Origin of the sequence: Pseudomonas marincola (assembly GCF_900116605.1) — a bacterium.
GTDB classification, from domain to species: domain Bacteria; phylum Pseudomonadota; class Gammaproteobacteria; order Pseudomonadales; family Pseudomonadaceae; genus Aquipseudomonas; species Aquipseudomonas marincola.
In genome coordinates this window covers 20,701-35,264 of record NZ_FPBC01000022.1, presented here as the reverse complement: position 1 = coordinate 35,264, position 14,564 = coordinate 20,701, and the positions used below count along the sequence as shown (strand labels likewise).

Genomic DNA, 14,564 nt, shown 5'->3' with positions numbered 1-14,564 from the left:
GCCCTCATTCCCTGCCCAACTGATCACGCAACAGATAAACAGCTTCAGCACGATTGGACACGCCGAGTTTGCGCAGCAGGTTATGCACATGGCTTTTGATGGTGTGCGGGCTCAGATTGAGCAATGCCGCCACATCGGTATTGGATAAGCCCTTGCCCACCAACTGCATGATTTCCAGCTCGCGGCGGGTTAACTCAGCCTCTTCGCGCTCTTGCGGCGCCCCGCGCAAGGAACGTAACTGACCGACCAGCCGTTCCATCAAAGGACGCGGCAACCAGTCATTCCCGGCGAGCAAGGCGCGGATACCCTGCAGCAAATGCTCCCGCGTGACGTGGCTGTAGAACACCCCGCGCACCCATGGAAACTGCTCAAGAATCTGCTCAGCCTGCTCGGGACTGGTATTCACCAGCGCCACTGCGCAGCCGTCATCGACCAGAGCCAAAACACGAGAAAGTTCAGCGCAATCTACGCTTGCGGTATCCAGCAGCAGGAGGGCATTTCCGCTGCCAATATCTTCAGGCAGAGACTGCAGGGACAGACTCAGGTCCGGCAAATTAGCCAGAAAATGCTGAAGCAATTGGCCCAAGAGTTGATGACGGGTTAGCAGCACTACAACTGCCCGATCTGACAGACCGAGCATAGGGTTGGACTCCACATCCATGTGATATCACCGTGACATCTTTTTTAATAATGTCTTGGAATGTAGCAGGATAATTTTGTCGCGAAAGTTCAATTTGGTATTAATACCATCTCGAAAATGAAAAAATGGAATATACAAAATCACATTTTTATCAATGACTTAACCTCGCAGATTGTCTATCTCAGGCGTTTCGTCAAAAAACAAGCACTGTCACAGCCGGCTGTTTTGCAGTTGAACGAAAAGCATTTTTATTTGCATAAATCGCGCTTGAGCACCCTGTCGCCCTCGCGCCTGCCGACCAAAACCGATGCCGTTGCAGCATCAGTCACTCGCTCGAGAGTCTTCCACATGCGCTCATGCGCCAACCAGAAGACCAGCGAAACAACCTGACCGACTCAAGCCTCGGCTCAGTCAGGCTGCATGTGTGGCGAAGGACTAATCCCTGCGCTCGCCGCTGGGTTTAACCGGCCTCTTCAACTGCAATAACGCCGCATCAATGGCCGCAACCGTGCAAGTTATCTGCCCATGAATATGCGGCGCAGGCGGGTTTGAGGCTATTACGCGCGGTTCATCCTCAGCCTCAAGCTGTGAATCCGGGTCATAGATATTAAGTAGCGAGAAAGCAGCTAATGGACGCATATAAAACTCCTTCCGGGATTAATCGGATGCTCTGTCAGGGGTCAGAAGGCAGATCGAAAGGCCAAGCGGCCTGAGGAGATGATTGTTATAGCGTCAGCATCCGCCATTAAAATGACAATCAGATGGCATGCTGCTCGGCTAAACATTCGGCTGGTGAAGACAGAACGTCAAGCCTGCGTCGCCATAGTTCGACCGGAGGCGTCTATAGTTTGTGTAGTTTAACCATTGAGCTTTCGATTTGAGGAGTTTGTATGAGCGATGTACGTCATGTTGCAGTTTTGGTCGGCAGCCTGCGCCGCGGATCGATCAACCGCAAACTTGCATTGGCGCTGGCAGATCTTGCGCCCGCATCACTGCAACTGGAAATCGTCGAAATTGGCGCGCTACCGCTCTATAACGAAGACATCGACGGCACTTCTGCGCCCGATGCCTATAACGTGTTCAGAGCAAAATTGAACGCCGCAGATGCCCTGCTGTTTGTGACGCCAGAGTACAACCGCTCAGTGCCAGCGCCACTGAAAAACGCCATCGACGTGGGCTCCCGGCCTTATGGCAAGAGCGGCTTCAGCGGTAAGCCTGGCGCTGTTCTGAGCGCATCACCGGGCGCTGTTGGCGGTTTTGGGGCTAACCATCACTTGCGCCAGTCCATGGTGTTTCTCGACGTCATGATGATGCAACAACCCGAAGCCTATCTGGGTGGCGCAGGGAGTTTCTTTGATGACGAAGGCAAGCTGACAGAGGGAATCACACCGTTCCTGCAGAAGTTCATCAACGCCTACGCGCAGTGGGTTGAGATGCATCCGAAACAGGCTTGAGCCGCAAAAACCACGTGCCTGGCTATTGATCTCGGATCAGGCTGGGCGCGCTTGTTTGAATTTGGCGAATGCCAGATAAAAGAAAACCCCGCAGAGCGGGGCCTTATGCAGACTGTAGCTGACTTCCATGATCCGCTTGCCATCCGTGGCTGCAATCCATCGTTTCCATGCGGTACGGTGAAGCTGTACTTAGCGCTTCCTGCGCTGCGCGTCCTGCGCGATGTCCATGAGCAAAGATTACGCTCGCCGCTGGACGCCAAGTAGTCGTCTTTCCCGTCATAGCTTGTAAGCCTTTTCCTACACAGCATGCTCGATAGCAGCTATCAACCCGCAATCTCAGCCAATAAAACGCAAAAGTCCGCGAAACTTTCCGCATTGCAAACAACTGAAGCATCGCTCACCTATGCTGTGACTAACGCAGGCGTGTGACTGACGGGGACGTGTAATGCGAAATCTAATAATAGCGAGTGGTCTGCTAACACTGATGGCGGCAACCGCTCAGGCGGCTGATATACCCACAGAGGCGCAACAATGCGTGACATGCCATGGCGACAAAGGTCAGGGAACAGCGCAAGGCCCCATGATCGGCGGCATGAGCGAGCAATACCTTGATGCGCAAATCGAGAATTTCATTGCTGGCAGACGCAACAACACCTTGATGACACTCATGGCGCAGAGCTTGGTTGATCTGCCCGCACGCAAGATTGCACTGAGTTACTTTGCAGCGCAGGGCAGCCCACTCAAGGGGCAATTGCGCGGCGACAAGATAGCCTTGTCCGGCGCTGAAAAACTCTATTACCAGGGCGACTTGAAGCGTGGCCTGCCGGCTTGTTACAGCTGTCATGGCCCGGCTGCAGTTGGCGGAGGCAGCTTCCCGAGACTCGCTGGCCAGCAGGCTGACTACTTGGCGGAGCAATTGATTGCATGGCGCAAACTTGAGCGCAGTGGTGACCACGACAACACCATGGGCCACATCGCCGCCAAGCTCAAGGAAGACGAAATCAAGTCCCTTGCCACCTACCTGTCAGCCATCCAATAGGGGTTAATGCCATGATGATCAAAAAAGCTTTGCTGGCACTGACACTGTTAGGCGGCACCGGGGTGGCGATGGCCGATACGTACTTTGCCGACATGCAGGAAGAAATTCCGCCGCAGCCAAAAGCGACCAACCTGGGCTACTTCGCTCCACGGGACTTGAGCGAAATCCCCAAGGGCGCATTTGGCGACAAGATTCGCAAAGGCTATGAATTGTTTGTGAACACCCAGCAACTCAACGGCCGCTCGGTGGGCAACCAGCTCAATTGCACCAACTGCCACCTCGACGCTGGTGCCAAAGCCTATGCAGCGCCAATGTGGGCAGCCTATCTGGCGTACCCGGCATTTCGTAAAAAGAATAACCACGTGAACACCTTTGCCGAGCGCGTTCAGGGCTGCTTCAACTTCTCCATGAACGGCAAGGCACCAGCAATCGACTCTCCCGAGCTGGTCGCCATCTCGGCATATTCTTACTGGCTGTTGATGGGTGGGCTGCTCGATATGTTCGGCATGCAGAAAACCGCTGTGCCTGAGCTGAGCGATACGGCGCTGCAGCAAGGCGGTAACATCGACGACTTCAAATTACCCGGGCCTTTATCAGACAAGGTCAAGCTGGATAAACGCGGCCAAATGCCGGGCCGCGCCTTTGCCAAGCTGGATAAAACCGATCAAGCGCCCTCGCCCGAGCGCGGCGCCAAGATTTATGCCGAGCATTGCGCGCTGTGCCATGCCGAAGATGGCCAAGGCATAAAAATGGCAGACGTCACTGTACTGCCGCCACTCTGGGGCGCGCAGTCTTACAACTGGGGCGCTGGCATGCATCGGGTAAACACTGCGGCGACGTTTATTTACGAAAATATGCCGCTGGGCAAGGCCGTGCAGTTGAAGCCGCAAGAGGCATGGGATGTCGCGGCCTACATCAACAGTCGCGAACGTCCGCAAGACCCACGCTTTGAAGGCGATGTCGCGGCCACTGCAAAGCAGTATCACGCCGACGACGATGGCTTCTACGGCAAGGAAGTCGAGGGTGAAATACTCGGCACTAAAGCCTTTCCAGCGACCACCGTAAAATAGCCCCCCCATAAAAAATGCCGGAGCGTTATGCGCGACCGGCATTTTTTATTCACTGAATAACTCAGGCACCCCGACGCGAGCGTGAACGCAGCTTGTAGCGATCCCCCGGATGAATCAAACGGGCGTAACTGACCCGCGTTAAAAAATCAGCACATAGCTCTTGCGCAGAGTTTCCTGAATATCCCAGATGCCCATCGAGTTGGCCGGCAGCAGGATCGCATCACCGGCCTCGATCATGACGGGATCACCGTCATCCGGGGTAAACGTGGCGCGCCCCGAGATGAAGTGACAAAACTCCTGCTGGACGATCTGCCGCCGCCAGCGGCCGGGCGTACATTCCCAGACGCCAGTCTCCACACCATCACTGCGCTCAACGCTATGAGTCGAGGCGATTGCCACTGGCTCGCCGATGGGCACCGCGACAGGGTTGGACTCATCCAGCAGCAGCGTCGCGGTCTGTTTGAATTGGGTGATGCTCATCTTACGGCTCCAGTACTTTGCTTATTAGTGTGCTGCGCTTAGCGCATCAGGCTTTCCATGAAGCCCGCCAGGTGCTCGGCGAACTTGCGTTGCCACGGCGCCGATGCACGCTTGGCCAGCACCTTGTCTTCATGCACAAAACTTTTGATGATCGCGTTGTAACCCAGCCAGCGCAGTGGCTCCGGTTCCCAGCCAGACAGGCTTTTCAGCGGCTTATCAGCAAGCACCCACGGCTGTTGCGTCAGCTCGTTGCTCTGGCCGAGGATCAACGCAGCCAGGGTACGCCCGCCCAAATTGCTGGCGCCCACACCTTCGCCGCCATAACCTCCGGACAGTGCAATGCCGGCACTGCGGTCGACCAGCATGTGCGGGTGAAAGCGTCGGGCCATGCCTAGATTCCCACCCCAGGCGTGGGTCAGCTCGACATTGCGCAGTTGAGGAAACAGCTCGCCAAACAAGTAGCGACGCAACTCGACTTCGTGCTCCTTGAGCGTGAAATCGCTGCGCAAACGCCCGCCAAACTGATAACCACCCCGCGCGCCGAATACCAGTCGGTTATCCGCCGTGCGCTGGCCATAGGTCACCTGCCGACTGTTCTCGCTAAAGGCCTGGCCGTGTTCCAGCCCGATCTGCGCCCACGTGGCGGCAGACAACGGCGCGGTCGCCACAATCAGGCTTTGCACTGGCAATTGATAACGCCCCAAAGGCGGCAATGAGCCGGCGTAACCTTCCACGGCCGGCACCAGCCAGTCGGCTTTCACCGATCCCTGAGCCGTGCGCAGCAAACCGGACTGCCAATGCGTTACGCGGCTTTGCTCGTAAATCTGCACGCCCAGACGCTCGACACACTCGGCCAGGCGACGCACCAGCCGCGCCGGTTGGATGGTCGCGCAATGCGGGCTGAAGAGTGCGCCGTAGGGGTTGGCGATGCGTAACTGGCCCGCCAGTTCTTCCGGCGCCAGCCAGCGATAATCGTCCTCGCTCAATCCCAGTTTGCGGGCGTCTTGCAACTGAGCACGCAAGGCGACTTCCTGCTCGGGATAGCGCGCCGCGCAATACAGCGAGCCGCCTTTGCGATAATCACAGTCGATGGATTCACGCTGAAGCACGTGCCCGACTTCATCCGGAATACCGTGCAACAAGTTGTAGGCCGCATGCCGCGCCTCGGCGTCAAGGCCTGACAGCAGGCGTGCACTGCCGAGAATGTCACCAATCAGCCAGCCGCCATTGCGCCCGGAGGCACCGAAGCCCGCGGTCTCGGCCTCAATAATGACGACTTTAAGATGCGGCGCCTGACGCTTGAGGTAATACGCCGTCCAGAGGCCGGTATAACCGGCGCCGATGATGGCGACGTCCGCCTGCAGGTCTTCACCCAACGCGGGGCGCGGGCGCAGCGGCTGCTCAAGCTGATCCATCCACAGGCTAATCGTGCGCCAGTCAGTCACGGCGTTTCTCCGCTCAATATCGAATTGAGTGCAGAGTATTCATTTCGTCTGGGGCTTGTCGTGCGTGCGGGTACGCAAGGAATTTTCGGCCAATACCTCGCAGAGAATTACTCGCGGGTAAACGATTCGGGGATTAATTCAGGGCATAAAAAAACCGGTCGACTTGCATCGACCGGCTTTCTATTCACGCGGTACTGCTGTGAGAAGCCTGCGCGTTACTGCGCGAGCTTCTTGTGACGCACGCGGTGCGGTTGCGCCGCCGCATCACCCAGGCGTTTCTTACGATCCGCTTCGTACTCGGTGTAGTTACCTTCGAAGAACTCAATGTGCGAGTCGTCTTCGTACGCCAGAATGTGCGTGGCAACGCGGTCGAGGAACCAGCGATCGTGCGAGATCACAATGGCAGCGCCAGGGAAATCGAGCAACGCTTCTTCCAGCGAGCGCAGAGTTTCTACGTCGAGGTCGTTTGACGGTTCGTCGAGCAGCAGGACGTTGGCGCCCTCTTTCAGGGTCAGCGCCAAGTGCAGACGACCGCGCTCACCACCGGAGAGGTCTTTGACGAACTTCTGCTGATCGCCGCCCTTGAAGTTGAAGCGACCTACATAGGTACGCGACGGCACTTCATAGTTACCGATCTTGATCATGTCGGAGCCACCGGAAACGGCTTCCCAGACAGTCTTGCTGCCGTCGAGGTCTTCGCGGCTCTGATCGACGCAAGCCAGCTGCACGGTTTCACCGAGTTCGATGCTGCCCGAGTCTGGCTGTTCTTTGCCCATGAGCATGCGGAACAGGGTCGACTTACCGGCACCGTTACCGCCGATCACGCCGACGATGGCGCCTTTCGGCATGCTGAACGACAGGTTGTCGATCAATGCACGGTCGCCATAACCTTTGCTGACGTTAACGAAGTCGATGACTTTGTCACCCAGACGCGGGCCAGCCGGGATGTAGATCTCGTTGGTTTCGCTGCGCTTCTGGAATTCCTGCGATTGCATTTCCTCGAAGCGTTGCAGACGTGCCTTGGATTTCGACTGGCGGGCTTTGGCGCCTTTGCGCACCCACTCCAGTTCGTCCTTCATGGCCTTCTCGTGAGCCGACTGCTGCTTGGACTCTTGCGCCAGACGATCCGACTTGGCCTCAAGCCAGCCCGAATAGTTGCCTTCGTACGGGATGCCCGCACCGCGGTCGAGTTCGAGAATCCAGCCCGCTACGTTATCCAGGAAGTAACGGTCGTGGGTGATCGCAACCACAGTGCCCGGGAAGTCGTGCAGGAAGTGCTCAAGCCAGGCAACGGAGTCGGCGTCCAGGTGGTTGGTTGGCTCATCGAGCAGCAGCATGTCGGGGGCAGACAGCAGCAGACGGCACAGTGCCACGCGACGCTTTTCACCACCGGACAGGTGCTCGACCTTGGCATCCCACGCTGGCAGGCGCAGAGCGTCGGCGGCAACTTCCAGCTGACGCTCAAGGTTGTGGCCGTCGGAGGTTTGCAGAATGGCTTCAAGCTTGGCTTGCTCAGCAGCCAGCTTGTCGAAATCGGCATCCGGCTCGGCGTAAGCGGCATAGACTTCATCAAGGCGCGCCTGTGCATCCTTGATCGCGCTGACCGCTTCTTCAACCACTTCACGCACGGTCTTGCTTGGGTCGAGCAGCGGCTCTTGCGGCAGGTAGCCGACATTCAGTTCCGGCATCGGGCGGGCTTCGCCGTCGAATTCGGTATCAACGCCAGCCATGATTTTCAGCAGCGTAGATTTACCCGAGCCGTTCAGGCCGAGCACGCCAATTTTGGCGCCCGGGAAAAACGACAGGGAGATGTTTTTCAGAATTTCCCGCTTCGGCGGCACAACTTTGCTCAGCCGATGCATGGTGTAGACGTATTGAGCCATGGATAACCTTGGGTCTCTATGTGGAAACTGATGGATGGCTGTCAGCTGTCGGACTGCTCACAGGGGGCGGATTGTGCGCCCGTGTGTCGCCCGAGAGTGTCCGCTGGTGGTTTACTGCACCTTTACAGCCGGCCTGCGGCGCCAGACATGAACAGTTTGCGCGCGCGTGCGACAAAGCTACCGGAACGGGGGCTTGAGGGCAAACGACAGCCGACGATTCGGCGCATTTTCAGCATCTTTTTGCGCATTATCGGCCTTGCTTCAACGGCGCTCTGCAGGCGCAAGAATCCGCCGCCGAATAAAACCTCGGCCGGCAACGCGCACATGAGGGCCGCTTGTCCGCAATATGACTGTGTTTCATACCCCTGAAACGGCTAGATAAGGTAATATTCGCCCCCTCTTTTAACAGCCCAGCTGATTTTCTCAGGGGATAGCCATGTTCAGCCGTGATTTGAATCTTGCCCGTTTTGACGCCGATTTGTTTGCCGCGATGGAGCAGGAAGCCCAACGCCAGGAAGAACACATCGAACTGATCGCCTCGGAAAACTACACCAGCCCAGCGGTGATGGAAGCGCAAGGTTCGGTACTGACCAACAAGTATGCCGAAGGCTATCCGGGCAAGCGCTACTACGGTGGCTGCGAGTACGTTGATGTCGTCGAGCAACTGGCAATCGACCGCGCCAAAGAGCTGTTTGGTGCCGACTACGCCAACGTGCAGCCGCACTCCGGCTCCCAAGCCAACAGCGCCGTTTACATGGCGTTGCTGAACCCGGGCGACACTGTTCTGGGCATGAGCCTGGCGCACGGCGGCCACCTGACTCACGGTGCCAGCGTCAGCTTCTCCGGCAAGATCTACAATGCCGTGCAGTACGGCATCAACGACAGCGGCCTGATCGACTACGACGAAGTCGAGCGTCTGGCGGTTGAGCACAAGCCGAAGATGATCATTGCCGGTTTCTCGGCCTACTCGCAGGTTCTGGATTTCCCGCGCTTCCGTGAAATCGCCGACAAAGTGGGTGCTTACCTGTTCGTCGACATGGCTCACGTAGCCGGTCTGGTCGCTGCTGGCGTTTACCCGAACCCGGTTCCGTTTGCCGATGTGGTAACCACCACTACTCACAAAACCCTGCGCGGTCCACGCGGCGGCCTGATCCTGGCTCGTAGCAACGAAGCCCTTGAGAAGAAGCTGAATTCGGCTGTTTTCCCGGGTGGTCAGGGCGGCCCGTTGGAGCACGTAATCGCCGCTAAGGCCGTGTGCTTCAAAGAAGCTCTGCAGCCTGAGTTCAAGGCTTACCAGCAGCAGGTTGTGAAGAACGCTCAGGCCATGGCCAGCGTGTTCATCGAGAACGGTTATGACGTCGTTTCCGGCGGCACCGAAAACCACCTGTTCCTGCTCAGCCTGATCAAGCAGGACATCACTGGTAAAGACGCCGACGCTGCACTGGGTCGCGCCTTCATCACCGTCAACAAGAACTCGGTTCCGAACGATCCGCGTTCACCGTTCGTAACTTCGGGCCTGCGTATCGGCACCCCGGCTGTTACCACCCGCGGCTTCAAGGAAGAAGAGTGCCGTCAGCTGACCACCTGGATCTGCGAAGTTCTCGCCAATCTGGGCGACGAGTCAGTTGTCGAGCGCGTTCGCGAGCAAGTCAAAGCCCTGTGCGCACGCTTCCCGGTATACGGTAAGTAAGCACTGGCAGACATGAAAAAGCCCGCCGATTGGCGGGCTTTTTTGTGGCTCACAATCGTACGATTAAGCCGGCGTCTTGGCGTAGGTAGCCAGTTGCGGATCACGGCTCATGACATCCATGGTCGCCGTCAGCACTTGCTCACTGGTGACATCCGGTGCCGAGAAGATCTGGTTGAAATTATCGTGGGTGACTTTGGCAAACTGGGCGCGGTGCTCGGCAGGTACGCCAAGCAATACGGCGTAAGCGTCCAGCGCCTCACCCTGACCTTGCGCCATATCGACTGCGATCGAGTCGAGCATGCCGTTCATGGCCAGCATCGAGCGGCCGCTGTAGCCGATTCGCGCACCGGCGGTGCAACCATTGGTGCCCGAGGTCACACCGAATGTAGCGTTGCCCGAAGTCCCGTTGGTGGTCATGCCCAACACGCTTGGCGCCAAACCGCGCTGGCCGTCAAACAGCATGTTGCCCCAACCACAGCCATTGCCTCCGGGCGCGTCCGCATGCGCCGCGACACTGGCTACAGTCAACAAACCAAAAATCAAACCTTTGCTCAGCATTCGCTTGTCCATTTTTCTTGTGCTCCGCAAAAAATATTAAAAACTGCACATGCATAGTTGGCGACAGATCCGGTCCTGTCAAATGCGACTCATCCGTTAGAAACCCGCTCTAAGTCAAGATTACCCTCCAGAAGTGGTGGGACTTTTGTCGAATTACCAAACAATCTATCGGCCTTTGGCTATAGTCAGTTGATCGCAAAAGGAATACTTGCATGAGCGAACACGCTAACGATCGTCGGCGCTTTCACCGTATTGCGTTTGATGCCCCTACACAGATACTGCAAGGGAACGCAAATTGGGCCACAGAGCTGCATGATTTATCGCTGCGCGGCCTGTTGGCCGTGCGTCCGGCGGACTTCAGCGGCGACTCAACGCAGGAATTTACCCTGCGTGTCGAGTTGGGAGCGGAGACAGTGGTCGAGATGGAGGCGACGCTGGCGCGCGATGATGGCGAACTACTTGCCTTCACCTGCCAGCATATCGACCTGGACTCAATCAGCCATCTGCGCAGACTGGTTGAACTCAATCTGGCAGACAGCGATCTGCTCGAGCGCGAACTCGCCGCCTTGGGCGAGAGCGCCTGAAACGCTGACTGAGCCTTCAGTCAAACAACGCATCCAATGCCTGCTCCAGACGCGTAACTGCAATAACCTGCAGGCCGTTCGGAGCGTCTTTGGGAGCGTTGCCCTTGGGCACGATCGCCCGCTTGAAGCCATGTTTGGCAGCCTCTTTCAGGCGCTCCTGACCGCTTGGTACAGGGCGTATCTCACCGGATAAACCAACCTCGCCAAACACCAGCAAATCATTGGCCAAGGGACGGTTGCGCAGGCTCGAAATTACCGCGGCCATCAGCGCCAGATCGGAGGCAGTTTCCAGTACTTTTACGCCGCCCACCACGTTGAGAAAGACATCCTGATCATAGGTCGGAATGCCGCCGTGGCGATGCAGAACCGCGAGTAACATCGCCAGCCGGTTCTGATCCAGTCCCAGCGTTACCCGGCGGGGATTGCCCAGATGGCTGGTATCAACCAACGCCTGCACCTCGACCAGCATCGGCCGCGTACCTTCCCATGTCGCCATCACCACACTGCCAGGGACTTCTTCCTGAGCGCGCGTGAGGAAAATGGCCGAGGGGTTGGTGACCTCTTTCAGACCCTTGTCGGTCATGGCGAATACGCCTAACTCGTTGATCGCGCCGAAGCGATTCTTGACTGCGCGTAGCAGTCGCAAGCGGCCGTCCGATTCACCTTCGAAATACAGCACGGTATCAACCATGTGTTCAAGCACACGCGGTCCCGCCAATGCGCCTTCTTTGGTGACATGACCCACCAGAAAGATAGCCGTACCGCTTTGCTTGGCGAAGCGCACCAGCAACGCAGCACTCTCGCGAACCTGAGCAACACCGCCCGGCGCAGACTGCAATTGCTCGGTGAAGATGGTCTGGATCGAGTCGATCACCATGACCTTGGGTTTTTCGTGACGCGCGGTGGCGATGATGCTTTCAATGCAGGTTTCGGTCATCACCTTGAGTTTGTCTTCCGGCAGTCCCAAGCGCCTTGCGCGCATGGCAACCTGCTGCTGCGACTCTTCACCGGTGACGTAAAGCGCCGGGAAACGCATGGCAACGCTGCACAGGGTTTGCAGAAGAATGGTGGATTTACCGATCCCCGGATCACCGCCAATCAAAACCACAGAGCCATCGACGAGGCCGCCACCGAGAACGCGATCCAGCTCGCCGGAGGCGGTGGAAAAGCGCGGCATTTCCTCGACGCTGACTTCGGCCAGGGTTTTCAGCTCGGTGTGTTGACCGGTCCAACTGGCGCGCCCACCTGCGCCGCTGCCACCAGAGGGCGTGGTGTCGAGAACGGTTTCAACCAGGGTATTCCAGGCGCTGCATTCGCCACATTGGCCGGCCCATTTGGGAAAGGTTGCACCACATTCGGTGCAACCATACATGCGCTTGGCCTTGGCCATCACCCGACTCCTATGAACAAAGCCGTCATGATAACGCGCCGCAGCCTAATCGCGGCAAACTGTCAGCCGCCACAACCACCGCAACAGGTTTTAGTGGAAGCGTTAAGCTTACTGGCCACTTCATCCTTGAGGCTCACGCGGCGCTGTTTCAGCTCTGATAACTGCTCATCCGTGAGCAGGTCGATACCGTCTTCGGCACGGCAAATCTGTTTATCCAGCGCCTCATAATCACTGGCCAGTCGTGCAAAGCCGGCATCGGCCAGGCGCAAGTTATGCAGCTCCTCGCGCAGTTGCGGGAAATCATGAATCAACGGGTGATGTTCAACGTGCATAACGTAGCTCCTTTGGATAACTACCTTGAGCCTATCCATACGCGCTACTTTGCTCATTGATCCCAATCAATAGCCTACCCGTTAGGCTTGGGCTTGTTTTTCCAGAGTCTGCAGGAGTTCGTCTTTAAGCGTAACCCGGTGCATTTTCAGACTGTGCAAAGCGCTATCGTCCATTGCTTCACGACCGTCCTCTACCGCAAAAATCTGCTTGTCGAGGCGCTCGTATTCTTCAGCTTGGCGGGTGAAGCGGCCATCGGCCTTGAGTAAAGCGCTCATCTGCGCTTCATACTGCGGGAACTCACGTTTCAGTGAATGTAGTTGCAACGGCATGGTGGCATCCTCCTCGCGTGTGTGTAGTAGGAGATTAGCTCAGGGAGCACGGTTCAACAGCCACCCCTTCTGCCGGGCCGCCAACCGGCCTCTTCTCGCCAATTTGCTAAGCACATGAAAATGGCTGACAGGCCCGGCTCAGCCACAAAAAATAAAATCTCGCTCGACTGTTGGTCATAACTGGAAACAATCATCTACTCGTTTAAACTGCGTTTATAACTAAGACCGAGGGACTGCAAATGAGTATGTTGAGCGAATTCAAAACGTTTGCCATGAAAGGCAACGTGGTCGACATGGCCGTGGGGATTATCATCGGGGCGGCCTTTGGCAAGATCGTCTCCTCATTTGTCGCCGACCTGATCATGCCATTACTTGGCATGGCCGTTGGCGGTATGGACTTCTCTGACCTGGCGATCGTACTCAAGCCTGCAGTCGGTGAAGTGCCAGCGGTGACCTTCGGTTATGGCAAATTTATCCAAACCGTATTCGACTTTCTGATCGTCGCGTTCGCGATTTTCATGGCGATAAAAGCCATGAACAGCCTCAAGCGAAAAGAAGAAGCCGCACCTGCAGCGCCGCCAGCACCAACCATGGATCAGGAGTTGCTCACTGAAATCCGTGATCTGCTGAAAAAGCAGCAGAACCCGTAATCCCCGCCTGTAGGCAAACAACAATGGCGCTGATTAAAAGCGCCATTGTTGTTTTTGCAGGGTGTTCGTTTAGGCAATTACCAATAATTTTCGACTGCCACTTGGCCCGGCCTGCGCGTCAGACTGAGTTGCATATCGCGCTGCCTCAACAAGGCGCGAGTATCTTCAATCATCTGCGGATTGCCGCAAATCATCACCCGCGAATCATCCGGGCTCAACACCGAGCCCGCCGCGGCTTCAAGCTCGCCCTCGTCGATTAGCTTGGTGATACGCCCGTACAGGCAGCCGGGCAACTGCTCACGGGTCACCACTGGCAAATACTTGAGTTTGTGAATGTACGGCGCCAGATGTTCAAGTTGGCCAAGGCCGTTGATCAAAGGCTGATAGGCCAGTTCAGCGCCCGTGCGAGCGCTGTAAACCAGAACGATCCGTTCAAAGCGCTCCCAGACTTCCAGCCCCTGCAATATCGAAAGAAATGGCGCTAATCCGGTGCCACTGGCCAGCAGCCAGAGATCTCGCCCATCTGCGAAACGGTCGAGCGTGAGAAACCCGAATGCCTGTTTATCGACCAGAAGCGTGTCGCCAACCTGCAAGCGATTAAGCTCACTGGTGAACTCGCCGCCCGGCACCACAATCGAGAAGAACTCCAGGTAATCATCATGCGGCGCCGAGACCATCGAATAGGCGCGCCAGACCACAGAACCGTCGGCTTTATGAACACCCAAACGGGCGAATTGGCCCGCATTGAAGCGAAACCCCGGATCACGCGTACAGCGTAAACTGAATAAGCTTGGCGACCAGACCTGCACGTCGGTCAAGGTTTGACGGGTGAATTTCTCTTCGCTCTGGCTCATGAGTTCCCCCTGCTGAATACGCCACCAGTTTCCTCCAATTGAGCCGCGATAAACACCGCTAGCTTTTAGGGTTACTGACCGATTGCGCCGCGGACTGTCGAGCCCCGAGACATTTGCCCGCGTAACACCGACAATACCCGCTATATATTGTTGTCCGCCTGCAGA

General features: G+C 56.8%; 16 protein-coding genes. 7 read left to right on the top strand and 9 right to left on the bottom strand.

Going from position 1 to position 14,564, the window contains the following annotated elements; translation table 11 throughout:
- Positions 1-4 precede the first annotated feature (4 nt).
- A complete protein-coding gene (locus BM395_RS22375) occupies positions 5-640 on the bottom strand; it encodes a helix-turn-helix transcriptional regulator (protein WP_090515771.1) in 636 nt (211 codons plus the stop codon).
- Positions 641-757: 117 nt separating this feature from the next.
- Between BM395_RS22375 and BM395_RS22370 the strand changes: the two genes are divergently transcribed.
- The 4 genes from BM395_RS22370 (at position 758) to BM395_RS22350 (ending at position 4,203) form a co-directional block, all read left to right on the top strand.
- The gene (locus tag BM395_RS22370) at positions 758-1,030 is read left to right on the top strand and encodes a hypothetical protein (RefSeq protein WP_090515769.1); all 273 of its coding nucleotides are present in this window, start codon (positions 758-760) and stop codon (positions 1,028-1,030) included.
- 500 nt (positions 1,031-1,530) lie between these two features.
- A complete protein-coding gene (locus BM395_RS22360; RefSeq protein WP_090515765.1) occupies positions 1,531-2,094 on the top strand; it encodes an NADPH-dependent FMN reductase in 564 nt (187 codons plus the stop codon).
- Between the two features lie 445 nt (positions 2,095-2,539).
- On the top strand, positions 2,540-3,133 hold the full coding sequence (locus BM395_RS22355; RefSeq protein ID WP_090515763.1) for a c-type cytochrome: 594 nt from the start codon (positions 2,540-2,542) through the stop codon (positions 3,131-3,133).
- Between the two features lie 11 nt (positions 3,134-3,144).
- Complete coding sequence (locus BM395_RS22350) at positions 3,145-4,203, top strand: c-type cytochrome (RefSeq protein WP_090515761.1); 1,059 nt, start codon at positions 3,145-3,147, stop codon at positions 4,201-4,203.
- A gap of 138 nt (positions 4,204-4,341) precedes the next feature.
- Here the strand turns inward: BM395_RS22350 and BM395_RS22345 are convergent, their stop codons facing one another.
- The 3 genes from BM395_RS22345 to ettA all read right to left on the bottom strand — a co-directional run bounded on the left by BM395_RS22345 (position 4,342) and on the right by ettA (position 8,011).
- Positions 4,342-4,683 (bottom strand): cupin domain-containing protein, encoded by a 342-nt coding sequence (locus BM395_RS22345; RefSeq protein WP_090515759.1) that lies wholly within the window; start codon positions 4,681-4,683, stop codon positions 4,342-4,344.
- A gap of 38 nt (positions 4,684-4,721) precedes the next feature.
- Positions 4,722-6,128: an NAD(P)/FAD-dependent oxidoreductase gene (locus BM395_RS22340; protein WP_090515757.1), complete on the bottom strand. Its 1,407-nt coding sequence runs from the start codon at positions 6,126-6,128 to the stop codon at positions 4,722-4,724.
- 215 nt (positions 6,129-6,343) lie between these two features.
- Positions 6,344-8,011 (bottom strand): energy-dependent translational throttle protein EttA, encoded by a 1,668-nt coding sequence (ettA, locus tag BM395_RS22335; RefSeq protein ID WP_069902567.1) that lies wholly within the window; start codon positions 8,009-8,011, stop codon positions 6,344-6,346.
- A 436-nt stretch (positions 8,012-8,447) separates the two neighbouring features.
- Between ettA and glyA the strand changes: the two genes are divergently transcribed.
- A complete protein-coding gene (gene glyA / locus BM395_RS22325; RefSeq protein ID WP_069902565.1) occupies positions 8,448-9,701 on the top strand; it encodes a serine hydroxymethyltransferase in 1,254 nt (417 codons plus the stop codon).
- Positions 9,702-9,764: 63 nt separating this feature from the next.
- Here the strand turns inward: glyA and BM395_RS22320 are convergent, their stop codons facing one another.
- Positions 9,765-10,271, bottom strand: coding sequence for a DUF3015 domain-containing protein (locus tag BM395_RS22320; RefSeq protein ID WP_069902564.1), 507 nt, complete (start codon positions 10,269-10,271; stop codon positions 9,765-9,767).
- A 200-nt stretch (positions 10,272-10,471) separates the two neighbouring features.
- On the opposite strand from BM395_RS22320, the gene BM395_RS22315 reads away from it, so the two are divergent.
- Entirely contained in the window at positions 10,472-10,843 is a 372-nt protein-coding gene (locus tag BM395_RS22315; RefSeq protein ID WP_090515755.1) for a PilZ domain-containing protein, read from the top strand.
- Between the two features lie 16 nt (positions 10,844-10,859).
- On the opposite strand, the gene radA is transcribed toward BM395_RS22315, so the two are convergent.
- The 3 genes from radA to BM395_RS22300 form a co-directional block, all read right to left on the bottom strand.
- Positions 10,860-12,233 (bottom strand): DNA repair protein RadA, encoded by a 1,374-nt coding sequence (gene radA, locus BM395_RS22310; protein WP_069902562.1) that lies wholly within the window; start codon positions 12,231-12,233, stop codon positions 10,860-10,862.
- Positions 12,234-12,295: 62 nt separating this feature from the next.
- Entirely contained in the window at positions 12,296-12,565 is a 270-nt protein-coding gene (locus BM395_RS22305) for an HP1242/YdcH family protein (protein WP_090515753.1), read from the bottom strand.
- An 81-nt stretch (positions 12,566-12,646) separates the two neighbouring features.
- Entirely contained in the window at positions 12,647-12,895 is a 249-nt protein-coding gene (locus tag BM395_RS22300) for an HP1242/YdcH family protein (RefSeq protein WP_069902560.1), read from the bottom strand.
- A 239-nt stretch (positions 12,896-13,134) separates the two neighbouring features.
- Between BM395_RS22300 and mscL the strand changes: the two genes are divergently transcribed.
- Complete coding sequence (gene mscL / locus BM395_RS22295) at positions 13,135-13,545, top strand: large-conductance mechanosensitive channel protein MscL (RefSeq protein WP_090515751.1); 411 nt, start codon at positions 13,135-13,137, stop codon at positions 13,543-13,545.
- A 77-nt stretch (positions 13,546-13,622) separates the two neighbouring features.
- Here the strand turns inward: mscL and BM395_RS22290 are convergent, their stop codons facing one another.
- On the bottom strand, positions 13,623-14,399 hold the full coding sequence (locus BM395_RS22290; protein WP_090515749.1) for a ferredoxin--NADP reductase: 777 nt from the start codon (positions 14,397-14,399) through the stop codon (positions 13,623-13,625).
- Positions 14,400-14,564 lie beyond the last annotated feature (165 nt).

Bases quoted from the DNA above. Each gene is read 5' to 3' on its own strand.
- BM395_RS22375 (WP_090515771.1), bottom strand. From the start codon at position 640: ATGCTCGGTCTGTCAGATCGGGCAGTTGTAGTGCTGCTAACCCGTCAT.
- BM395_RS22300 (WP_069902560.1), bottom strand. From the start codon at position 12,895: ATGCCGTTGCAACTACATTCACTGAAACGTGAGTTCCCGCAGTATGAA.
- BM395_RS22350 (WP_090515761.1), top strand. From the start codon at position 3,145: ATGATGATCAAAAAAGCTTTGCTGGCACTGACACTGTTAGGCGGCACC.
- BM395_RS22370 (WP_090515769.1), top strand. From the start codon at position 758: ATGAAAAAATGGAATATACAAAATCACATTTTTATCAATGACTTAACC.
- BM395_RS22355 (WP_090515763.1), top strand. From the start codon at position 2,540: ATGCGAAATCTAATAATAGCGAGTGGTCTGCTAACACTGATGGCGGCA.
- BM395_RS22360 (WP_090515765.1), top strand. From the start codon at position 1,531: ATGAGCGATGTACGTCATGTTGCAGTTTTGGTCGGCAGCCTGCGCCGC.
- ettA (WP_069902567.1), bottom strand. From the start codon at position 8,011: ATGGCTCAATACGTCTACACCATGCATCGGCTGAGCAAAGTTGTGCCG.
- glyA (WP_069902565.1), top strand. From the start codon at position 8,448: ATGTTCAGCCGTGATTTGAATCTTGCCCGTTTTGACGCCGATTTGTTT.
- BM395_RS22315 (WP_090515755.1), top strand. From the start codon at position 10,472: ATGAGCGAACACGCTAACGATCGTCGGCGCTTTCACCGTATTGCGTTT.
- radA (WP_069902562.1), bottom strand. From the start codon at position 12,233: ATGGCCAAGGCCAAGCGCATGTATGGTTGCACCGAATGTGGTGCAACC.
- BM395_RS22305 (WP_090515753.1), bottom strand. From the start codon at position 12,565: ATGCACGTTGAACATCACCCGTTGATTCATGATTTCCCGCAACTGCGC.
- mscL (WP_090515751.1), top strand. From the start codon at position 13,135: ATGAGTATGTTGAGCGAATTCAAAACGTTTGCCATGAAAGGCAACGTG.
- BM395_RS22345 (WP_090515759.1), bottom strand. From the start codon at position 4,683: ATGAGCATCACCCAATTCAAACAGACCGCGACGCTGCTGCTGGATGAG.
- BM395_RS22290 (WP_090515749.1), bottom strand. From the start codon at position 14,399: ATGAGCCAGAGCGAAGAGAAATTCACCCGTCAAACCTTGACCGACGTG.
- BM395_RS22320 (WP_069902564.1), bottom strand. From the start codon at position 10,271: ATGGACAAGCGAATGCTGAGCAAAGGTTTGATTTTTGGTTTGTTGACT.